Consider the following 1,331-nt stretch of genomic DNA (forward strand, 5'->3'; position numbering starts at 1 on the left):
GGTCGTGTCCCATGAGGTGGTGTAGTGGTCGTGCGCCAACAGTCATGAAGTAGGCGGGAGTTCGTCGCGACCGGGGTCGGCGGGGTAGATCCTTTCCATGCTGGCCTCGGGCAGGTAGCGGCGGGGGAAGGCGATCCATTCGTCGTGCATCTCGAACAGCACGGCGGTGACCAGCCGCAGAAGTGCGTCGTCGTTCGGGAAGACCTGGACGACGTCGGTGCGGCGTTTGATCTCGCGGTTGATCCGCTCCAGCGGATTGGTGGACTGGATCTTCTTCCAATGTCGCTCGGGGAAGGCGGCGAAGGCGGTCAGGTCGTCCTTGGCCTCCAGCAGCATCTGGCTGACCTTGGGGAACTGCTTGCCGAGCATCTCGGCGACAGTGTCGAGCTGAGCCCGGACCGCGGCCTCGGCGGGCTGGGCGAAGATCGTGCGGATCGTCGCGGCCACCATCTCGGCTGCCTCCTTCGGGATCACCGCGAAGACGTTCCTCAGGAAGTGAACGCGACAGCGCTGGTAGGCGGCACCCAGCATGACCTTGCGGATCGCCTTGACCAGGCCCGTGTGGTGGTCGCCGATGACCAGGCGGACGCCGGCCAGGCCGCGTTCGCGCAGGGAGCGCAGGAACTCGGCCCAGAACACCTCGGTCTCGCTGTCGCCCACCATCAGTCCGAGCACCTCGCGGCCGCCGTCCTCGGTAATGCCGGTGGCGACGACGACAGCCCGCGAGACGATCTGGTGGTTCACCCGCGCCTTGCAGTAGGTCGCGTCCAGATAGATGTAGGGGAACCGGGTGTGGTCGAGTGCGCGGGTGCGGAAGGCGGTGAGCTGGTCGTCGAGGTCCGCGCAGATCCGGGAGACCTCGCTCTTGGAGATGCCGGTGTCCGCGCCGAGGGCCTTGACCAGGTCGTCGACCGAGCGGGTGGACACGCCCAGGACGTAGGCCTCCATGATGACCGCGTAGAGGGCCTGGTCGATGCGCCGCCGGCGTTCGAGCAGGCTGGGGAAGAAGCTGCCAGTGCGGACCTTGGGAATGGCCAGTTCCAGGTCGCCGGCCTGCGTGGTCAGGGTCTTGTCGCGGTGCCCGTTGCGCCACGTGGTGCGGGCATCGCTGTGCTCGCCGGGTTCGGCGCCGATCCGGGCGGTGGCCTCGGCCTCGATCAGCTCCTGCAGCATCCGCTGGGCGAGGGCCCTGATCAACTCGATTCCGTCCGCCGTACGCAGTGACTCCATGAGGCGGAGTAGGTCAGACTGGGACAAGGCCATCGCGCACCTCTCACTCAACGAGCCTTCCTACTCGGAGAGTTGCGCGATGGCTCCTTCATGACCAGGGG

General features: G+C 66.9%; 1 protein-coding gene. It reads right to left on the reverse strand.

The window, feature by feature from the left end; all coding sequences use genetic code 11:
* Positions 1 to 42: 42 nt before the first annotated feature.
* A complete protein-coding gene (locus KV557_RS41815; protein WP_218207358.1) occupies positions 43 to 1,263 on the reverse strand; it encodes an IS256 family transposase in 1,221 nt (406 codons plus the stop codon).
* Positions 1,264 to 1,331: the final 68 nt, after the last annotated feature.

Origin of the sequence: Kitasatospora aureofaciens (assembly GCF_019192735.1) — a bacterium.
Taxonomy (GTDB): domain Bacteria; phylum Actinomycetota; class Actinomycetes; order Streptomycetales; family Streptomycetaceae; genus Kitasatospora; species Kitasatospora aureofaciens_A.